This window comes from Buttiauxella sp. BIGb0552 (genome assembly GCF_004366275.1).
Classification (GTDB): Bacteria; Pseudomonadota; Gammaproteobacteria; order Enterobacterales; family Enterobacteriaceae; genus Buttiauxella; species Buttiauxella gaviniae.
In genome coordinates, this window is the sequence record NZ_SODY01000004.1 from 93,164 (window position 1) to 111,913 (window position 18,750).

An 18,750-nucleotide genomic window follows, 5' to 3' on the forward strand; every position below is an offset into this window, starting at 1 on the left:
CTACCCGCGAATAGTGGACACATTACGTTGGTAGGATCTGTATGAAGACGGTTCTCTGACCGCCGTGGCATCAGGTGAAGAGGTCGTACCCGCGTCTGAACTTGCTGCGGCCAATAAGCAAATCCGCGAACTTCAGCGTCTTCTGGGCAAAAAGACGATGGAAGCTGAGATACTCAAAGAGGCCATGGAGTTCGGCCGGGCAAAAAAATGGATAGCGCATGCGCCCTTGTTGCCCGGGGACGACGACTGACCGACGTCTGCCGGAGTATTGGCGTGTCGCGTGCGCAACTGAGCATCAGAGTTCACCGGCCACCTGACTGGCAGGATCGCAGACGTCAACCCCGCTCTGACGATAGCGCCGTGTTATCCCGGATAAACACGGCGGTGTCTGACTTGCCGACGTATGGCTATCGCCGCGTGTGGGCGATGCTGCGACGGGAGTCAGAGCGGGATGGCCTGGCTGTGGTTAATGCGAAGCGGGTGTATCGCATTATGAGAGCATACCATCTGCTTCTTGAGCGTAAACCTGCTGAGCCTCGCCGGAAGTGCGCGCACAAGGGGCGCGTGGCGGTAGCTGAAAGTAACCGGCGCTGGTCTTATAAGATGAATGGCAAAACCCCGGTGCTGACCGACGGTCATTACAGCCGGGCCAACTCGCTCTCCTCGGAAGTGATTATCGAATATAAGTTTAATCTGTTCTGATATGTTTGCCCCGCCGCCAACGGCGGGGCAAACCTTCACAAATTACTTCTTCACCTCATTGAGTTCATCGTTATAGCTTTCCCGCGTCACGCATACGCAGAGAATGGTAATCAGCGCCATACAGGCAAGAAACAGCGAGATAGGCCACGACTCGCCGCCGGACCACACCAGCAGCAAAGTGCCGATCATCGGCGTTAACCCCCCGACGATATTCGCCAACTGGAAACCTAACGACACGCCGGTATAGCGCACGCTGGTGTCAAAAAGCTCCGAAAAGAAAGCGGGTTGAACGCTGAACATCATTCCCAGCCCAATGGAATAGCAGAAGGTGGTGGCGAACATAAACATTTTCACCGAGCCGGAATCGATCATCCAGAACAGCGGGAAGGCAAAGATCAGCGTGATGGCAGCCCCTGCAAGATACACCGGGCGACGGCCAATTTTATCGGATAGCCAGCCAAAGAATGGGAAGGTAAAGATACCGACAAAGCTGGCCAACAGCAGACCATTTAGCGCCGTTTCACGGGTGAAGTTCAGCTCCCTGGTGACGTACGACATGAAGAACGCCACCGTCAACCAGCCCAGCACAATCTCCCCCATGCGCATGCCCATTGCCAGAAACACCGCTTTGCGATGGTGCTTCAGCACAGCGAGAATCGGAAACTGTTGCTCCGCCGCTTTTGGCGCGTTCTGCTGCTGTTTCTGATTTTCCTGGAATACCGGCGTCTCTTCAATGCGCGAACGGATAAACATCCCCACGAACAGCAGCGCGATACTCAGCAGGAAAGGTACGCGCCAGCCCCAGGACATCAGGTCATCTTCCGGCAACATCACCACCAGCGCGAAAACGGCTGTCGCAATAAACAATCCAAGCACGTTACCTAACTGGACAAAAGTGCCAAAAAAGCCACGACGGTTGCGTGGCGCATATTCGGTGATAAGCGTGGTCGCCCCGCCCCACTCGCCGCCGATAGCAAATCCCTGGCAAAGGCGTAAAAAGATCAGGATCAGCGGCGCGGCGTTGCCGATGGTGTCATAGCTGGGGATGAGTCCAATGCAGAACGTCGAGATCCCCATAATCATCAGCGACAGCACTAGCGATTTTTTACGGCCAATTTTATCGCCGTAGTGGCCAAAAACGATGGCTCCGATGGGTCGGCTCACAAAGGTGATTGACAGCGTCAGGAAGGATACCAGTAGCGCCATCAGCGGTGAGAGATTGGGGAAAAAGAGTGACGGGAACACCAGAGCGGCGGCGGTACCGTAAATAAAAAAGTCATAAAACTCGATGGTTGTGCCGGATAAACCCGAGCCTAGCACGGTGATCAGTTTTCTTCGTTCATGCTTTTGTAGCGATGTTTGTTCATCTTTTGCAGGGGTAATGGCTGGCGAGGTAAGCATAGTCATCATTAAATCCTCTGTCCTGAATCATTATTGTTAAATCGGGCGACGCCTGGCTAACAGCAGCGGCGAAGGGAAAATCGCCAGTAAAGCTAACTCGAATTAGCTAATTATAACAAGATACAGAGATTCACAACGTAAATGCTAAGAGAGTGTGACCAGGATCGGTTAAATTTTAACACTCATGCAAATCACCGAGGGCAGCAAGGCGAGCAAAAATACGTTATAACCCATTAAAAATAAATGAAATATCTGTTATTCGGTGATCAAGCATAATCAATCCATCTCTCTTCACCCTTTTTCCCACCTTCGCAACGCTTTTACAGACATTTTTCCCCCACACTCAAAATAAATTAAATAAAAACATAAATATCAATACATTAACAAAACTATATTGATAGCCATCACAAAATCACGGTAAAGGCTTTGTCCCTGTCTTTTTTTTACCCTAATTTGCTAATTCGAGTTAGCTAATGAAATCAGCAACCAAAGAAGCGGCTGATACTGCACAAAACCATGCGCAGCACGATGAACGATAACTAAGCTACCTATCCCCTACAGGAGAAATTCACATGTTGAATTTAACGTTACCCGCGGAAGCCGAGTTTATTACCCCGAAATCAGGCGAAGTTTTAATGGTTACCAATGCGGATCTCCGCGAACCGGCTAACGTCACCTGCTGGCCCACACAAAAATTATTTGAACAACGTCTGGAAGCGGCGCTGGAAACATTAGGCTACCGACTGCGTCGTGCCCATCCAGTGAATGAGAGCCGCGGTCACGGGTTTATCAGCAGCCAGAAGGAAGGTAGCGATCTGTTCGCCCAAATCGATCCGGATGCGCCGGTTATCGTCCTGCTGACCGCCTGGCAATACTCTCACCATCTTGCTCCTTCGCTGGTGCATCATCGCGGCCACATTTTGCTGCTCGCCAATTTCGATGGCACCTGGCCGGGCCTGGTCGGCATGCTCTGCATGGCCGGATGCCTCACCAGCCTTGAGCGCAACTACTCGCGTCTGTGGTCAGAAACCTTCGCCGATGACGCGTTTATTCGTGGCTTAGAGACCTGGCTGCGCGATGGCCACCTCAGCCATAAGCTCGGCTATCTGCATCCGGTCGCCCCTAGCGCGCCGCTGCTGGCCAGCGAAGCCGGGCAGATTGGCGTCAAAGTTGGGCAGTCGATCATCAAACACAAAGCCATTGTCGGTCTGTTCGACACCTTCTGTATGGGGATGATCAACGGTGTCTTCCCGCAAAAAGCGATGATCGATGTGGGGATGCCGGTGGAGTCGCTATCGCAATCGGCGCTGCTGGTTGAGATGAATAAGGTACCGACCGCCCTGCGCGAAGCCTGCCTCGACTGGTACGAAACTCGCGGAATGCAGTTTGAATTCGGCCCTGACAGTGCGCAGGATCTCACCCGGGAGCAGGTGCTGCAACAGTGCGCAATGATGATCGCTATGGCGCGTTTCGTGAAGCGATTCGGGCTGACGGCGGTTGGCGTGCAGTATCAACAGGGGCTCAAAGACAGCTGTGCGGCCTCTGATTTTGCAGAGGGTGCTATCGGCAACGCCGAGCGCTTCCCGATCCCGGATGAGCACGGCGAGATTATCTGCCCGGATGCGCCAATCCCCTGCATCAACGAGGTGGATATGGGCAGCGCCATCCCGCAGGTAATGCTGGCGAAGCTGCTCGGCGCACTGGGCATGGAAAGCGAAACCACTCTCCACGATATCCGCTGGGGTAGCGAATACAACGGCACATTTTATTGGGATCTGGAGATCTCCGGTGCGGTCCCGTTCGCCCATCTGAAAGGCGGGATCGCCGGAGCCACCGGCTATCGCCAGCCGCCGATGTTCTTCCCCTCCGGCGGTTCAACTATCGCCGGACAGGGCAAAGCCGGGCGCTTTATCTGGGCGCGCGCGCACTATGAAGGCACTCAGGTGATCCTGCACATCGGCACCGGTACCGCCGTCGAACTACCGCATGACGAGTTCGAACGCCGCCGCAAGGCGACAAACTACGAGTGGCCGCTACTCAACGCCGTTCTCGACGGGGTTTCGCGCGACGATTTAATGGCGGGACACCAGAGCAACCATCTCAGTCTGGCTTACGTAGAGGAGGAGGTTTTATCCGAAGTGCTGAACGCCTTTATTGCCCAGGCGCTGACGCAAAATATAAAAGTCTTTATCGCAGGCGATGCTCATTTATTAATGAAATAAAAACTGATTCGCTTATGTAATTTTTACGTTGTTAGCGATCCTGGCAAACATCCGCTTAATTCGCCTCTTTATCGCCCATAAAGAGCGGGTCAACGCGCATCTGTTCGGGCGGGCCTTTTGCTTGCCCGGACGAGAGAGGATTATATGTATCAGCAGCAACACATTGAATTTATCATCAAAAAGGCAAAGAAACGGCTCGACCTACAGGAAGCCCCCGGCTGTACCAAAGCGGGATGGCTAATGATCACCGCATTATTAATTGAGTCATGGGATATTTATTCCATGGCGTTTATCTTATTCGCCCTGAAAGATATTTATGAACCCAGCAGCTGGCTGCTCGGTTTTACCGCCGCCGGTACTCAGCTTGGCGCGGTTATCGGCGCACTGGTCGGTGGCTGGCTGACCGATAAGCTTGGAAGACGCAAAATTTTCCTCTGGTCGATGATCCTGTTCGCGATTTTCGCCGTTCTCCAGGGCCTGGCGCCCAATATATACTGGCTGGCGATTATTCGCTGCCTCGCCGGGATCCCGGTGGGCGCGGACGTGGCCAACGGCTTTACCTACATCATGGAAGTCATGCCGAAAGGCAAACGCGAGGTGATGGCGAACCGCTGGCAGTTTATGTTCGCGCTGGGAATTATCGCCGCTATTCTGCTGGTCACTACTCTGGTCGCGCTTGATGTTCACCCGGATATGATCTGGCGTATCGTGCTGGCGGTTCCGGCGATCCCTGCCTGTCTGCTGCTGTTTATGCGTCGGGAGCTACCGGAAACGCCAGCATGGTTTGTGGAACGCGGCCGCTTTATCGAAGCTAAAAAAGCTTCCCGCGAATATTACGGCGAACAGGATGGCCGCCTGCTGGACGACATTCTGCCCAACGAAAACGTCGCTATCGCCGACCCGACGCTCAAAGAGACGTTGCACGATCTGTTCCGCCGCCCGTTTACCCGCCGCACAACCCTGTTCGGCTGGTTCTCCTGCGCCGTACAGTCGTTTGAGAACTATGCCTTCTCGTTCTTCCTGCCGCTGATCCTCGTCACCATCGGTATTTCCGGGCAGATCCAGAACAACCTCGCTCTGCTGGCGGTGAACTGTATCGCCGCGCTCTCGGCGTTCGTTGGCCCACTGCTGCTGCCGACACTCGGCCATAAAGGGCTGAGCAAATATGGCTTCCTGCTGGTGACCATTGGTATCTCGATTTCGGCGTGGGGCGTCTATAGCAGCAGCTTCGCTTTTATTATCTTCGGCGCAGCGCTGATGCTGTGGGGCCACTACTGGGACTCTGAAAGCGGGATGACGGTCATCTCCCTGGTGGCAAAACCGCGCTACCGTGGCGTGGCTTCCGGTATCGGCTACACCATCGTCAAGGTCACCGCCTTCGTCACCACTCTGGTATTCCCGACCCTGTTTGAAGCGGTTGGCGTGCCGGTGGCCTCAATGATTATCGCTATCGCGCCGTTCTGCGCCTTCCTCGCCTCCATTTTCCTGCTGCCAGAAGTCTTCGGCCATGCGGTGGGCGACGAAAACGATCAAGAACATGACGCCAGCCCGGCAATCGCCCTGCAGGGTCATGAATCCCCGGCCTCAACTTCTAAACATTAACCGTCCGGGCCGCAGAGGCGGCCCCCGCTGAACACATAAAGGAAGGAATCAGATGAACAGCACAAAAATGCCCGTGATTGAAAATATCGAACTGATGACTGCCCGCGTCCCGCTACCGGAAGGCCCATGGGGGGATCAGATTCACCACGTCACTGATATCGAAGTGGCGATTGTTGATGTCTACGGTTCAAACGGCCACGTCGGTACCGGTTTTAGCCACACTTCCGGCTGGTGCGGAAAAACCATCTCCGCGCTGATTGCTGAGATTATCCCGGACGTGATCGGCCAGCCACTCTCGCCGCGCGGCCTGTGGCATCGTTCGTATAAACATATTCACGACGTCGGCGGCGCGGGCGTCACCACCCATGCTCTGGCGGCGCTGGATATCGCCTACTGGGATCTGTTGGGCAAAACTCTTAACACGCCAATCATCGACATTATTGGCCGCGTGCGCGATCGCGTTCCGCTGTACGGCAGCGGCATCAACTTGCATCTGTCTATCGAAGAAGTGATCGACCAGGTCAAACGCTGGAAAAGCACCGGCTACCTGGCGGCGAAAGTGAAAGTAGGCAAACCGACGCTGGAAGAAGACGTAGAGCGCCTGCGCAAAATTCAGGAAGCGGTGCCGGGATTTCCGCTGGCGGTGGACGCCAACCAGGGCTGGAACTTCCCGCAGGCGCTGCGCGCGTTCAAGCTGTTCGAGCCGCTCAACTTGTTATGGATTGAAGAGCCTCTGCCCTCCGACGATATCACCGGCCATCTCAAGCTTCGCGAACGCAGCACTACGCCTATCGCACTGGGCGAAAACGTCTATAACTTAAACCAGTTCACGCAATACATCGAGAGCGGCTGTGCGGATTACATCCAGGCTGATCTCGGACGCGTCGGCGGGATCACTGGTTATCTGGATATCGCCGCCGTCGCCCGTGCGCACAACCTGCCGATGACGCCGCATTTTGTCATGGAGCTCAGCGCCAGCCTGCTGGCAACGGTACCGAATATCTCATACGCCGAAATGACCGACGGTGGGCGCTGGAAGGATCTGCGCATTATCGCCGAGGCGGGCGAAGAGGTGGACGGCTACTACGTGCCGAGCGAACGACCGGGCCACGGCATCATTCTCGATCGTGACTATCTCGCAACACACAAAATCTAACCACTCAGTGATGGGGAAAGGACAATGGAAGACACGTTATTCTCAGTTAAAGACAAGGTCATCATCGTGACCGGCGGCCTTGGACAGCTGGGGGCGCAGTACGTGAAGACCTTACATGAGCGCGGCGCAAAGGTGGCGGCGCTAGCCACCCGTGTCGATGCCGCACGTATCGATCGCGTGCTGGGGGCGATAAAGGACTCCGACCGCCTACTGTGCGCGGAAGTGAATATTACCGACAAAGCCAGCATTAACCGGGTTCTTGATAGCATCGAAACAAAATGGGGCGTGCCGGATGGCCTGGTGAACAATGCGGGGGTTGATACCCAGCCCAGCGCGCCGCCGGAAGTTTCCGGCCCGTTTGAGGAGTTCCCGGAAGAGGTATTCCGCGAAGTGGTGGAAGTGAACCTGGTCGGCACCTTCCTGATGACTCAGCAGGTTGGCAAGCGCATGAAGCAGGCCGGCAAAGGCGGCTCGATTATCAACGTCGGATCGATCTACGGCGTGGTCTCCCCGGTGCAGGATATCTATAGCTATAAAAAAGAGGATACCGGTATTCCGTTCGTCAAGCCGGTGGCCTATTCAGCGGCAAAGTCCGGGCTGTATAACTTTACCCGCTACTGCGCCACCTACTGGGGCCGCGATGGCATTCGCGTCAATACCCTGACCCTTTCCGGCGTTGAGCGTAGCGACCAGGATCCGCGTTTTCAGAAAAACTACACCAACCGCATTCCGATTGGACGGATGGCAAAACCACATGAGTACAACGGTGCGGTGGTGTTCCTGCTCTCCGACGCGTCGGTCTATATGACCGGCTCCAACGTCGTCGTGGATGGAGGCTGGACCGCATGGTAAACGATAAATGGCAGGTTTTTCGCGGCATTATCTCCGCTGTAGTGACGCCGATGCATGCCGACGAGTCGGTAAACTATGCGGCGCTGGACACCCTCGCCCGTGCCCAACTGGCCCGCGGGGTTGAAGGCTTTTACTGCTGCGGCTCCTCCGGAGAGGGGCCGTTACTGCGTTTCGATGAGCGCAGGCAGGTGCTGGCAACGCTGGTACAGGCGGCGGAAGGCAAAGTGCCGGTAATTTCCCACGTCGGAACGCCGCGTACCCGGGATGCCGTCGAGCTGGCAAAAAGCGCCGAGCAGGACGGGGCCAGCGCGGTATCGCTGGTACCGCCCTACTACTACAAATACAGCCGCGAGGAGATTATCGCCTACTACCGTCGAGTACTGGACGCCATTTCGATTCCGGTGATTTTGTATAATATTCCGCAGTTTACCAGCGTCGAGCTTGACCATCAGACCGCCGAAGCGCTGCTCGGCGACGAGCAGGTGCTGGGGGTGAAGCACACTTCGCATAACCTCTACTCGCTGGAGCGGATGATCGCCCGCTATCCGGACAAAGTGTTCTTTAACGGTTTCGATGAGATCTTCCTTTCCAGCCTCGCGGCAGGTGCGACGGCCACAGTCGGTACCACGGTCAACCTCCAGCCGGAGCTGTTTCTCGCTCTGTGCAGCGCGTTTAAGCAGGGCGATATCGCCCGGGCGCAGCGCTTACAGCAGCAGATTAACGAGGTGGTGGAAAACCTGGTGGCGCGCGGCGTGTTCCAGTCGGCGAAGTATCTTGCCGGTAAAGAGACCGTCGATACAGGACCAACCCGCGAGCCGTTTGTGGCGCTGACGGCGGCGCAAAAAGGGGAGTTGGACGAACTTCATGTGCGCTTACGGGGGTATATCGCCGATGCCGGACAATGACGCGCTCTGCCCCCAGGTCCATCTGAACGATAGCGTCGTGTGTCAGCAGGTCGCGCGGTTTTTACAGGAAACGGAAAGCGATTTGCGTACCCGGGGGCTGGCGGTGGCGGTTGTCGGGCCGGAGGGCGAGCTCATCGCCTTTGGCGCGCACGCGCGCTGCCCACCGCTGCCGCGCCAGCTGGCGCAGCGCAAGGCCTGGAGCGCTCTGCGCTTTCGCCGTCCGACGGCAACGCTGGCGCAAGAGGTCAGCGCCGGTACCCTGCGGCTGGCGGTATTTAATGACCCGAAGCTGCTGGCAATGCCGGGCGGCGAGCCGGTTATCGTCGAAGGGCTGGCCATTGGCGGCGTCGGAATCAGCGGCCTGCCGCCGGCGCTGGACGCCGAGCTGGCGGCGCGGTTTGTTCAGCGGCTGATTGCGTAATCGTTCCCGGAGGCGTTGCTGCGCACCTGTCCGGGCTACGCGTCATATGCCCAGCTCCGACGCTCTTTTCCCCCTCTCCCTTCCAGGGAGAGGGTCTTTTCCGTTTCCACTTAACTCCGCTGCTTCTCCACCGATAAAGGGCGATGAATCAGCGTCATCGGCACCGTGATCTTCACGTCGGCATTCTCGCCCTGCATCTTCTGCTGCATCAGATGAAACGCATGCTGCGCCCAGGCGTCCTCGTCCTGACGCATCGACCACACCGCATTCGGCAGGAAACCTAACATCTGATGTTCATCGAAGGTCCCAATCGGGATATCTGATGGAATAAAACCATAAGTTTCCCGCAACGCGCTTAGCGTCCCCTCCAGAATCGGCAGCGATGAGGCGATAAACGCCTTCGGCGGCTCCCGATGCTGGCGGAGGAAATCGAGCATCAGCTGCCTCCCCTCTTCCTGACGGTTATGGCTGGCAGACAAAATCCACTCTTTTCCGGCGGGCAGCTCACTCAGATAGCCCTGCAAACGGCGCTGGATCGACGGTTGCTGGGTATCCCCGGCGATAAAAGAAATCGGCGAGACATCTACCGCCTGAGTCATTGCCTGCACCAGCTTTTTACTGCCGTTGTAGTTATCACTCACCACCAGCGACACATCGCTCTCGCCAAAATCACGGTCGAGCAGCACCAGCGGCCGCTTGCGCGCCATCTTCTGATGATGCAGCTGCGTTTCCCGGGTAGAAGGCACCACAAAGAGCCCATCGACTTTGCGCGCCAGCAGCCCTTCGACCAGGCTGGTTTCATGCTCGCTGTCGCTGTAGGTAGAGGCGATCATTAGTTGATACCCTGCCTGACGGCAGCAGGCTTCCAGCTTTTCCGCCAGCGTGGAGAAAAACAGGTTCGACAGGCGCGGGATCACCAACCCTAAGGTCTCGGTTTTATTGAGCTTCAGGCTGCGGGCGATGTGGTTAACGACCAGCCCGTTCTCAGCGATATAATCATTAATACGCTGCTGCGTTTTGGCGCTGATGCGGTACTGCTCAGCCTTACCCCCCAGCACCAGCCGCACGGTAGTAATCGAGATTTCCAGCGCTCTGGCGACTTGCTCAACAGTTTTGGCCATAACATCATTTTCCATAACGAACAGAACTGCTTAATCATAAACTAATTCGAGTTAGCAATACATTAGATGGGCTGTTATTTGGTTCATCGCGGATAAGCGTGAACCAATAGAAAACGGCGGTAAAAGTGGTTAGTTTTGTATTCGCCAAAACACTAACCAGCCACTTAACCGCCGTCTGCCATGAATGCTAATCTTTCTTCCCTCTTCTGGGAAGGTTTCACTGTTGATTCCTTTACGCATCCAGCCCCTGATGCCCTGTTTATTACGCTCCGGCCTGACCCCGGCTTTGCGCCATCCTGCCGTCGGTGTGGCTGCACTGACTGTGCTGTCCATGATGTCTCTGTTCGCCGGGTTCGTGAGCGCGATTTACTCCACTGGCGTGTCACTCTTCAGCTTCCCGTCCGTCGTCTGCGCTGTTCCCGTTGCGGGGTCGTTACTGAGCGCATCTCATGGTTGCCCGAACGGCAGCGTTACACGTCCTCGTTAGCGACCTGGGTGGAGTCTCTCACCCGGTTATTGCCGATTAAGCATGTGGCACAGTTGACCGGCCTACACTGGCATACCATTAAAAATATTGATTGCCGGCGCCTGCGGCGGGAGCTACAGGAGCCAGAACGACACACGTTACGCCGCCTGATAATGGATGAGTTCGCGCTGTTCAAAGGGCATCGTTATGCCACGGTTATGGTGGATGCAGATACACAACGGGTGCTGTGGGTTGGCGAAGGCCGCAGCCGGGTGGCCTTCCGCCCGTTCTTCACCTGGCTGGGCCCGCAAGGATGTGCCGCTATTGAATCTGTGGTGATGGATATGAATACAGCGCTGGACCTGGAGGTGAGAGCGCAGTGCCCGCAGGCGGAAGTGGTGTATGACCTGTTTCATATTGTGGCGAAATTCGGCCGGGAAGTTATCGACAGAGTTAGGATCGACCAGGCAAATCAGTTGCGTGACAACAGCAAGGCGCGGAAGGTCATCAAACGCAGCCGCTGGTTGTTACTGCGCAATCCGGAGAATCTGCCGGCCGGACATGAAGTAAAACTGGCCGAGTTGCTGGAGGCGAATCAGCCGTTAAATACGGTATATGTGATGAAAACAGCCCTGAAAGAGCTGTGGTATGCACCGGATAAGGAAGTCGCACAGAGTCGCTGGAATGAGTGGTACAGGCAGTCACAGGAAAGTGGTATCAGGGTGTTGCAGCAGTTCGCGGATAAGCTGGAGGGTTACGTGAGCGGAATAATCGCGAGTGCCACACACCGTCTGAATACAAGCGTACTGGAGGGGATGAATAACAGGATCAAAGTGATAAAACGGATGGCGTATCGATACCGGGATAACGACTACTTTTTTATGAAGATAAAAGCAGCGTTCCCCGGTAAAGCGCGATGAACCCGATTTTCTTATGCTGTGGAGCTGCTGGCTGAGATTGCTCGTCAGCTTATGTGGGTGAGTTGGTCATCTTGGAGAGGCAGCAATTGGCAGCCTTTGCCATGATAGAGGTTGATCCGACATTCTTAAATGTTTTTACTATGCATGGCACTTTTCATGGCTTTTCGGTTGTGGTGTATATTAAGTATATGTTTCATAATAACTTAACAAGTTTGTTTATAATAGAGTTGGAATAATCAGTCGTTAGGTAGCATTAATACCTGTCGTTTCTTCATCGAATCGAAGCCCATTTTTTAATGGGCTTTTTTTACGATGCAATTTAACCGAGCCGCGCATGCAACCAGGGCAGCAGCTGTTTTTTGCGACTTAGCATTCCGGCGATGGTAACGGGTGCATTATCGGTAAGTGCCGGGCCCGCAAAATAGAGCCTTGAACACTCCGCGCTGATATCGGTCAGCATCAAAACCACCAACCCAGCCCCTGATGTGGTGACCCGCTGTTCCATGGCTGATTTAAGCTCATCAATCAGCGGCTCCGCCTGCGCAAGAGAATATAATTCGAGTTGTGCGGCGAGGACTTTATTCCCCGAAATATCAAACATTTTACTGTCTTTATCGAGCAGCTCATCTGCGCTCAAGCCGATGATATCTGTCTTGGCCGTCAGCAAATCACGAATGAAATCTTCACGCTCCACTTTTGTGAGAGCGCAGAGCTCATCAACGGCCTGGCGGTCTTCTTCAGTAGTGGTCGGTGAGCGAAGGGCGACGGTATCACTTAACACGGCGCCCAATAGCAAAATGGCTTCACCAGAGGAGATCTCACGGCGATGAGCGGGAGTCATCAACAGCCATAACAATGTTGCACTGCTGCCGACAGGTTTAATCCAGACTTCAGGAGGGAGTTGAGTGATCAGGCCGCCAAGACGGTGGTGGTCGATAATTCCGACAACATTGCTTTCATTGAGCGTGGCCGGTCCTTGCGCAGGTTCGGTGAAATCAACCAGCCAGACATCTTTACCCGCAAGGGAATCATCAAGCAGTGGTGGGTGCGTCAGGTCAGCATGGCGGAAAATGTAGGCTGTTTCTCTATTTAACTCACCGAGGCGAAACGCCCGAGCATGTTGCCCTTTAATCGTTAACCAACGCGCAGCCACATAGGCCGTGCAGACGGTATCGCTGTCCGGATTTAAATGGCCAAAGACATGTATCATTTAATCTCTCCTGCTCACTATTCTATGTGCTTCGCGGCTTGTCTTTAGAGTATAGGATGCTATCGGTTCTGATTTCACAACCTAAGAGTGGGCAGCATAAATTCGCTGTGATGAAGGGAAATAAAAAACCCTCTGTTTTGCAGAGGGTTTTGCTTTATGCGGCTTAAGCTAAAATTCGTTCTGCCCAGACGCTAATATCATCACCGCTGCCGAGATCGGCCTGCACCAGGCCATTCACCATGAAGGTTGGTGAAACATGAATCCCATTCTGACGGGCATATTTACTGTGCCATTTAATATCATTCTGTAATGCCGGGTGGGCGAATGCCTGCGCCAACGCCACACCGCTGTAACGTTCGATACGGTCAATGATTTGCTGCGGTGTCGCATCCATATTCGGGCCGCTGCAATGCTCGGTAAACTCGAATTCTTCACGGTGATCGGCAACGGCTTGCATCACTTTATGCGCAGCTTCACGGCCTTGCGGAAGAGTGGATGCGGCAAGAATACAGCGCACAATCACACCGGAAAACATATGCCATGGTTGCGACTGAAGGCGAATATTCACCGTGACGTTGTCTTCACCCACTTTTTCCAACAGTGCGCCGAGCTTATTGAAAGCGCGAACAGAGAATGGGCAGGTCGGCTCAAGAAAAACTTCAAATGTGCGCGGACCGTGACCCCAGACCAGTGGTTGAGCATGAGGTTTATCGTTTTGACTCATAGTGATCCCTTTATTGTGTTTTCAGCGTTGGTATGCGAAACAACTTATCAGATATTGAACGGATTTATACTTCGTCCGAAGACCACACCGGATAGTCGGTATAACCCGCTTCTTTGCCGCCAAACAGTGCCGCGTGATTGCTAATAGATGCCAGCGGCAAGTTTTCCTCAAGGCGGCGCGGGAAATCAGGGTTGGCAACAAACGGGCGGCCAAAGGCAACCAGATCCACGATACCTGCCGCGAGGAATTTTTCTGCTTTCTCCTGGGTGTAATTCCCCGCCACGATTATGGCACCACTGAATGTTGCCCGAAGCGTTTCACGGAACTCGTACGGTACTTGCGGTGCGTCATCCCAGTCGGCTTCCGCCAGATGGATAAAGGCAATGCCTTTTTGCTCACACCAGGCCGCCAGTGCCAGAATCGCTTCAATAGCCTGCGGGTCGTCCATTCCACGCTGAGTAATAAATGGAGCCAGGCGAATACCGGTTCTGTCTGCACCAATGGCATCGCTAATGGCTTCCAGCACTTCTTGCGCAAAACGCACGCGGTTTGCCAGGCTGCCACCGTATTCATCGGTGCGTTTGTTGGAGCTGCGGCGCAGGAATTGGTCAATCAAATACCCGTTGCCACCATGAACCTCTACACCGTCGAAACCCGCGTCAATGGCATTGAGCGCCGCCTGGCGATAGTCGGCAATCACCTGGCCAATATCTTCATGCGTTAATTCACGCGGAACAGGGCTGTCTACCATTCGGCCTACACCGTCTTCGCCCACGACCCAAACTTGCGCATCGGGTGCCAGTGCAGAAGGTGCGACGGGTTTGCCATCAGCGTGAAAACTTTCATGGGACATGCGGCCGACGTGCCACAGCTGCGAGAAGATTTTCCCGCCAACCTGATGAACGGCATCGGTCACCAGGCGCCAGCCGCTGATTTGTTCTGGGGAGTGAATACCCGGCGTCCAGGAATAACCCTGACCTTGTGGCGAAATTTGTGTCGCTTCGGTAATGATAACTCCGGCACTGGCACGTTGTTGGTAATACTTCGCCATCATCGACGTAGGGATATTACCCGGCTGTGCGGAGCGAGAACGCGTCATCGGCGCCATAACAATACGGCTACGGGTTTCAACTGACCCTACACGAGAGGTCTCAAACAGGTGACGTGATTTCATTTCTTCGACTCCGAGATAATTATGATGCCTTGACTTTACGTCCTGCTTGTCGTTTTGATAATGGCATTGAAATCTGATTGTCTATTCAGGAAATTAGAATAATGGGTAAGCTCGAAGATATGACCTTGCTGGTGGCCGTGGTTGATGCCGGTGGACTGGCTGCGGCGGGAAGGCGGATGAATTTGTCGCCTGCTACCATGACTGCGCGACTAAAAGCATTAGAGGAACGCTATCAGACACGCTTTTTTAACCGTTCAACACGGGCCATAGCATTGACGCGGAGCGGTGAGGAGTTTTACTACGCCGCTCTGCGCGTGCTTGAGGAAGTAGAGCTGGCCGAATCGAAATTGATGCAAAAAGAGGGCATTCTGAGTGGCACGCTACGGATTGCAGCGCCGTCTGATTTTGGGCGTCAGTATTTATCACCTGCGTTACTCGATTTTTCCCGTCAGCACCCGGAAGTTAAAAGTTCGTTGTATCTCAGCGAAGATGTGGTGGATTTGATTTCTTTACGGCTCGATATGAGCATTCGTTTTGGTAACCTGCCGGACAGCAATCTGGTAACGAAAGTCATCAGGCAGAACTATCGCGTGCTGGTGGCATCTCCGGCTTACCTTCATACCCATGGGGAACCGCATTCAGTGCAAGATCTGGCCGGACATCGCTGCCTGGTGATGGAGCGTCGTGGAACGCTGATGAATGAATGGCGCTTTGAGGCTGAAGGGGAAATGCAAAGTGCACGCGTTACACCTGCCATGGTGTGCGACGACGGTGCACTTTTGCGCCAGTGGGTGCTGGCCGGGGCCGGTATTGCCAGTAAATCCTGGTGGGATGTTAAACGCGATGTTGAACAAGGGCGGCTGAAAGTGTTGTTGGCAGACAGTTTCATTGGCTTTAGCAGGCACGACAAAAAACAGGTGGGGCTACAGTTTGTTTATCCACAGCGCCGCTTTCAGCCATTACAGGTTTCCATGTTCAGCGAATTTTTCATCAACTGGTTGGATAATGAATAAATCGGCCGGGTAATAGGCGTGACAAATCCCACTGGCAGTTATCAGTGTTATAATTTTTAATTAAAAGAAGGCGTTACCGGTTAGTGCTATCCACTGACAGGCTGCTTTGTTGTGCTTCTACTTTGTCCTGATGATGGTACCAGGCACCGATGGCAGAATAGACAAAACGGCCGAAAAGGAAGAGAAAACTGATGAGCAGAATAATGCGGGTCATACGATTGTTAAACTTATGTCGTCTTCGCATACTCGTAACCTGTGTCACGCAAATGATCCTTGATGTTTACCCGTCAACTGCGGGCGACGGGGATATTTATACACAGTGATGCCCTAAGGTCAATTGCGGGTCATCGGTGAATAACGTACTAAATCATTTCTCCCTGTTATATAAACATTTCTTAATATTAGTTGATTAGTATATCTACAGTTATTTTTTTGAATTATTCACTTTTGGACTTTAATCTCCATCAAAAAATTGATTAAGATCATCTTTGTAACTCCATCCCTAACTAGAATCTGCACTCTATTCCATAGCGATATGGTTTTATCGGCCAGGTTGGAAGCCTGTTCGAAACTTACCCGAGCTGGACGACAGGGTTCTTGGCGATAACTAATGCATCTGGCAAGCTGGTATAACAAATATAAAAATCAATGGTGGGCACTTCCTTTGGTGCTGCCGAGTCTACTTTTTCCTATAGCCGAATGGTGTAATGCCCATACCGTCATGGACGGGGGGCGCGTATTTCTCGTCTATGTGCCACTTGGGCTAATGACAGCATTTATGGTGGTTTTCGGTTGGGCAGCACTGCCGGGAATTATTGTTGCGTTACTCCTCCGATATGTCCCTCTAAAAGGCGAAATTGCTGCATTACTGGCAGTGGTTCACTTTATCGTCCCAATCACGATCAGTTGGGGTGGCTACCGTATTTTCGTTCCACGGCGTGGCTCAGTGATGTTTGGTGCTATCAAACTTACAGGGCAGCGCATGTTGTGGTTGGTGTTAGTTAACTCTGTAACATTTTTAGTTATCTACCAGATAGGGGTTTTCTTCGGTTGGTATGATGTATCCAACAATATCGGTGCGGAAAATCCCCTCCACACCCGCACATTAATTAATTTTCAGGCGGTGCTGATTGGTTGTTTGACGGGGATGCCTTTCTTTTACTCCGTCATTCGTATGTTCCGAAATCCACGCTTTATGTTTTCATTTTTCTCGCGGATGAAGGCTCAAATGCAGTCGGGCGTGACCAAAGTCGAGATTACGCTATGGGCTGGGTTGGTCATCGTATTAGTTAGTCTGCTGCTGTTACCCTTAAATGATTTCAGCACCATTTTCACAACGGATTACACCTTAACGCTGATTCTACCGCTAATGTTATGGGGCGCGATGCGCTTTGGTTTTCTGTTTATCACCATGTCATGGGCGGTGATACTGACGATCCTGTGCAGCGGTTTTCATAACTATTTGCCGCCATATATGGGCTTTCAACTCCATCTGGCCATAGCCTCATCCTGTTATGCTGTGTTCTCTATCACCATCTATTTGATGGCTGTTGTCACTACTCGCCAGCGTTTTCTGCATAGCAAGGCGCGCCGTGTTGCTTTTATCGACCCCATCGTTCAAATGCCCAATTTGCGCGCGCTTAATCGCGACTTATCTCGTTATCCGTGTTCAGCTCTGGCTTTTCTACGCGTGCCCGAACTTGAGCTTTTAGGTCGAAATTACGGAGTGCAACTTCGTATCCAATACAAGCAGCAGCTCAATGAATATCTGCATCCGATATTAACCGCCAACGAACGGGTCTATCACTTGTCTGGACATGAGCTGGCTGTTCGGTTGAACTATGACTCTTATCATGAGCGTATCGACGCCCTCGACCATCGCGTTAAGCAGTTCCGCTTTATGTGGGATGGTATGCCGATGCAGCCACAAGTAGGCATCAGCTTTTGCTATGTTCGCCAGCCTGTCACCCATATTTACTTCCTGTTAGGTGAGCTTAGTACCATGGCTGATTTGTCGCTTTCGACATCAAAGCCTGAAAGCTTGCAGCAGCAAGGCACAAACCATGTGCAGAATGCGGTAAGAAAGAAAGTGGCGATGATGAATCGCCTGCAAGTCGCCATTGATTCAGGGAATTTCATCTTGATGGCGCAACGTATCGAAGGGATTCGTGGTGACTCTTATCATGAAATCTTGCTGCGTATGAAAGGGGATAACGACGGGGATGCGATGTTTATGCCCGATGCGTTTTTGCCGGTGGCACATGAGTTTGGCTTGTCTTCTAAAATCGATAAATGGGTGTTAGAAGCAACGCTTGAGTTCATGAGCAAGTATCGAAAACAACTTCCCGGAAGCCGTTTCTCCATTAACCTCACCCCCGCTTCTGTAGGGCGTTTGCAGTTTGCGAGCGAAGTGAAACATCTACTTGAGCGTTACAAAATTGAACCCTGGCAGCTTATTTTCGAAGTCACCGAAAGCAATTCATTAACCAATCTTGAGCAAGCTAACGCGACTTTGACTATGTTGCAAAATATGGGCTGTCGGATTGCTATTGATGATTTTGGTACAGGGTATGCCAGCTATGCGCGGCTGAAAGATATTAGCGCGGATATCCTGAAAATTGACGGTAGTTTTATCCGGAATATACTAACCAGTAGTCTGGATTATCAAATTGTTGATTCAATCTGCCAATTAGCACGGATGAAAAAGATGCAGTTGGTTGCCGAATATGTTGAAAGCGAGGCGGTCAAGGCAGCGGTGCAAAGTCTGGGGATTGATTACATACAAGGGTATTTGGTTGGACGGCCGCTTTTGCTCGAGAAGCTTGTCATTCAGGAAAATCGAGATACCGAATAACCAAACG

Annotated in this window: 15 protein-coding genes and 1 pseudogene; 10 read left to right on the forward strand and 6 right to left on the reverse strand. The window is 53.1% G+C overall.

What is annotated here, in order from left to right:
• Positions 1-40: 40 nt before the first annotated feature.
• Positions 41-702, forward strand: a pseudogene (locus EDF88_RS12555) (IS3 family transposase); the annotation flags it as partial.
• A 42-nt stretch (positions 703-744) separates the two neighbouring features.
• On the opposite strand, the gene EDF88_RS12560 reads toward EDF88_RS12555, so the two are convergent.
• On the reverse strand, positions 745-2,109 hold the full coding sequence (locus tag EDF88_RS12560; RefSeq protein WP_134185585.1) for an MFS transporter: 1,365 nt from the start codon (positions 2,107-2,109) through the stop codon (positions 745-747).
• Between the two features lie 566 nt (positions 2,110-2,675).
• Here EDF88_RS12560 and EDF88_RS12565 point away from each other — a divergent pair.
• From EDF88_RS12565 to EDF88_RS12590, 6 genes are all read left to right on the forward strand, one after another.
• Positions 2,676-4,325, forward strand: coding sequence for a signal transduction protein (locus tag EDF88_RS12565; RefSeq protein ID WP_134184955.1), 1,650 nt, complete (start codon positions 2,676-2,678; stop codon positions 4,323-4,325).
• A 144-nt stretch (positions 4,326-4,469) separates the two neighbouring features.
• Complete coding sequence (locus EDF88_RS12570; protein WP_134184957.1) at positions 4,470-5,927, forward strand: MFS transporter; 1,458 nt, start codon at positions 4,470-4,472, stop codon at positions 5,925-5,927.
• A gap of 52 nt (positions 5,928-5,979) precedes the next feature.
• Positions 5,980-7,083 (forward strand): mandelate racemase/muconate lactonizing enzyme family protein, encoded by a 1,104-nt coding sequence (locus EDF88_RS12575; RefSeq protein WP_134184959.1) that lies wholly within the window; start codon positions 5,980-5,982, stop codon positions 7,081-7,083.
• 24 nt (positions 7,084-7,107) lie between these two features.
• Positions 7,108-7,935: an SDR family oxidoreductase gene (locus EDF88_RS12580; RefSeq protein WP_134184961.1), complete on the forward strand. Its 828-nt coding sequence runs from the start codon at positions 7,108-7,110 to the stop codon at positions 7,933-7,935.
• The gene (locus EDF88_RS12585; protein WP_134184963.1) at positions 7,929-8,840 is read left to right on the forward strand and encodes a dihydrodipicolinate synthase family protein; all 912 of its coding nucleotides are present in this window, start codon (positions 7,929-7,931) and stop codon (positions 8,838-8,840) included. The genes EDF88_RS12580 and EDF88_RS12585 overlap by 7 nt, the downstream gene beginning before the upstream one ends.
• Positions 8,827-9,261: a heme-binding protein gene (locus EDF88_RS12590; RefSeq protein WP_134184965.1), complete on the forward strand. Its 435-nt coding sequence runs from the start codon at positions 8,827-8,829 to the stop codon at positions 9,259-9,261. The genes EDF88_RS12585 and EDF88_RS12590 overlap by 14 nt, the downstream gene beginning before the upstream one ends.
• 110 nt (positions 9,262-9,371) lie before the next feature.
• On the opposite strand, the gene EDF88_RS12595 is transcribed toward EDF88_RS12590, so the two are convergent.
• On the reverse strand, positions 9,372-10,382 hold the full coding sequence (locus EDF88_RS12595) for a LacI family DNA-binding transcriptional regulator (RefSeq protein ID WP_208326141.1): 1,011 nt from the start codon (positions 10,380-10,382) through the stop codon (positions 9,372-9,374).
• Positions 10,383-10,562: 180 nt separating this feature from the next.
• Here EDF88_RS12595 and EDF88_RS12600 point away from each other — a divergent pair, with 180 nt between their 5' ends.
• On the forward strand, positions 10,563-11,768 hold the full coding sequence (locus tag EDF88_RS12600; protein ID WP_134184969.1) for an ISL3 family transposase: 1,206 nt from the start codon (positions 10,563-10,565) through the stop codon (positions 11,766-11,768).
• A gap of 319 nt (positions 11,769-12,087) precedes the next feature.
• On the opposite strand, the gene EDF88_RS12605 is transcribed toward EDF88_RS12600, so the two are convergent.
• The 3 genes from EDF88_RS12605 to EDF88_RS12615 form a co-directional block, all read right to left on the reverse strand.
• The gene (locus tag EDF88_RS12605) at positions 12,088-12,978 is read right to left on the reverse strand and encodes a DHHA2 domain-containing protein (protein ID WP_134184971.1); all 891 of its coding nucleotides are present in this window, start codon (positions 12,976-12,978) and stop codon (positions 12,088-12,090) included.
• A 163-nt stretch (positions 12,979-13,141) separates the two neighbouring features.
• The gene (locus EDF88_RS12610) at positions 13,142-13,702 is read right to left on the reverse strand and encodes a thioredoxin domain-containing protein (RefSeq protein ID WP_134184973.1); all 561 of its coding nucleotides are present in this window, start codon (positions 13,700-13,702) and stop codon (positions 13,142-13,144) included.
• Positions 13,703-13,766: 64 nt separating this feature from the next.
• Entirely contained in the window at positions 13,767-14,876 is a 1,110-nt protein-coding gene (locus EDF88_RS12615; RefSeq protein WP_134184975.1) for an alkene reductase, read from the reverse strand.
• 101 nt (positions 14,877-14,977) lie between these two features.
• On the opposite strand from EDF88_RS12615, the gene EDF88_RS12620 reads away from it, so the two are divergent.
• A complete protein-coding gene (locus EDF88_RS12620; protein ID WP_134184977.1) occupies positions 14,978-15,889 on the forward strand; it encodes a LysR family transcriptional regulator in 912 nt (303 codons plus the stop codon).
• Positions 15,890-15,962: 73 nt separating this feature from the next.
• Here EDF88_RS12620 and EDF88_RS12625 read toward each other — a convergent pair whose 3' ends face one another.
• A complete protein-coding gene (locus tag EDF88_RS12625; protein WP_072009456.1) occupies positions 15,963-16,151 on the reverse strand; it encodes a YfgG family protein in 189 nt (62 codons plus the stop codon).
• A 348-nt stretch (positions 16,152-16,499) separates the two neighbouring features.
• Here EDF88_RS12625 and EDF88_RS12630 point away from each other — a divergent pair, with 348 nt between their 5' ends.
• Entirely contained in the window at positions 16,500-18,743 is a 2,244-nt protein-coding gene (locus EDF88_RS12630; protein ID WP_134184979.1) for an EAL domain-containing protein, read from the forward strand.
• Positions 18,744-18,750 lie beyond the last annotated feature (7 nt).

What these genes read in the sequence shown, in the direction of transcription:
- EDF88_RS12560 (WP_134185585.1), bottom strand. Translation starts at nt 2,109, where the DNA reads ATGACTATGCTTACCTCGCCAGCCATTACCCCTGCAAAAGATGAACAA.
- EDF88_RS12565 (WP_134184955.1), top strand. Translation starts at nt 2,676, where the DNA reads ATGTTGAATTTAACGTTACCCGCGGAAGCCGAGTTTATTACCCCGAAA.
- EDF88_RS12570 (WP_134184957.1), top strand. Translation starts at nt 4,470, where the DNA reads ATGTATCAGCAGCAACACATTGAATTTATCATCAAAAAGGCAAAGAAA.
- EDF88_RS12575 (WP_134184959.1), top strand. Translation starts at nt 5,980, where the DNA reads ATGAACAGCACAAAAATGCCCGTGATTGAAAATATCGAACTGATGACT.
- EDF88_RS12580 (WP_134184961.1), top strand. Translation starts at nt 7,108, where the DNA reads ATGGAAGACACGTTATTCTCAGTTAAAGACAAGGTCATCATCGTGACC.
- EDF88_RS12585 (WP_134184963.1), top strand. Translation starts at nt 7,929, where the DNA reads ATGGTAAACGATAAATGGCAGGTTTTTCGCGGCATTATCTCCGCTGTA.
- EDF88_RS12590 (WP_134184965.1), top strand. Translation starts at nt 8,827, where the DNA reads ATGCCGGACAATGACGCGCTCTGCCCCCAGGTCCATCTGAACGATAGC.
- EDF88_RS12595 (WP_208326141.1), bottom strand. Translation starts at nt 10,382, where the DNA reads ATGGCCAAAACTGTTGAGCAAGTCGCCAGAGCGCTGGAAATCTCGATT.
- EDF88_RS12600 (WP_134184969.1), top strand. Translation starts at nt 10,563, where the DNA reads ATGAATGCTAATCTTTCTTCCCTCTTCTGGGAAGGTTTCACTGTTGAT.
- EDF88_RS12605 (WP_134184971.1), bottom strand. Translation starts at nt 12,978, where the DNA reads ATGATACATGTCTTTGGCCATTTAAATCCGGACAGCGATACCGTCTGC.
- EDF88_RS12610 (WP_134184973.1), bottom strand. Translation starts at nt 13,702, where the DNA reads ATGAGTCAAAACGATAAACCTCATGCTCAACCACTGGTCTGGGGTCAC.
- EDF88_RS12615 (WP_134184975.1), bottom strand. Translation starts at nt 14,876, where the DNA reads ATGAAATCACGTCACCTGTTTGAGACCTCTCGTGTAGGGTCAGTTGAA.
- EDF88_RS12620 (WP_134184977.1), top strand. Translation starts at nt 14,978, where the DNA reads ATGGGTAAGCTCGAAGATATGACCTTGCTGGTGGCCGTGGTTGATGCC.
- EDF88_RS12630 (WP_134184979.1), top strand. Translation starts at nt 16,500, where the DNA reads ATGCATCTGGCAAGCTGGTATAACAAATATAAAAATCAATGGTGGGCA.